This is a genomic window from Pseudomonas sp. 2995-1, assembly GCF_002742505.1.
Lineage (GTDB): Bacteria > Pseudomonadota > Gammaproteobacteria > Pseudomonadales > Pseudomonadaceae > Aquipseudomonas > Aquipseudomonas sivasensis.
This window is the reverse complement of sequence record NZ_LJSA01000282.1, coordinates 1-322: the sequence shown is the minus strand read 5'-3', so window position 1 is coordinate 322 and position 322 is coordinate 1. Positions and strand designations below refer to the sequence as shown.

Annotated in this window: 1 protein-coding gene; it reads left to right on the top strand. The window is 37.3% G+C overall.

Annotated elements, in window-relative coordinates:
* Positions 1-322 (top strand): AMP-binding protein (locus AOA61_RS05715; RefSeq protein ID WP_143521183.1); only part of this gene is annotated, 322 nt, incomplete at both ends.

The window sequence follows — 322 nt, the reverse complement described above, 5'->3', positions numbered from 1 at the left end:
GCCCCGTACTCCCGAGCTGTATTTTTCATTACTTGGTGCGATAAAGTTAGGAGCAGTCGTAGGGCCTTTATTTGAAGCATTTATGGAAGGGGCAGTAAAAGATAGATTAGAAGATAGTGGTGCAAAATTAATAATTACTACACCTGATTTGATTAAGCGTATTCCAGTAGATGAACTTCCTAAACTAGAAAAAATAATTGTTGTGGGTAACGCTGTTCAGGAAAATGCAACTGTGATTGACTTTTATAGTCGTTTTGACAAAGCGAGTACAGATCTTGAAATAGAGTGGGTTGATAAAGAGGATGGTATGATACTTCACTAT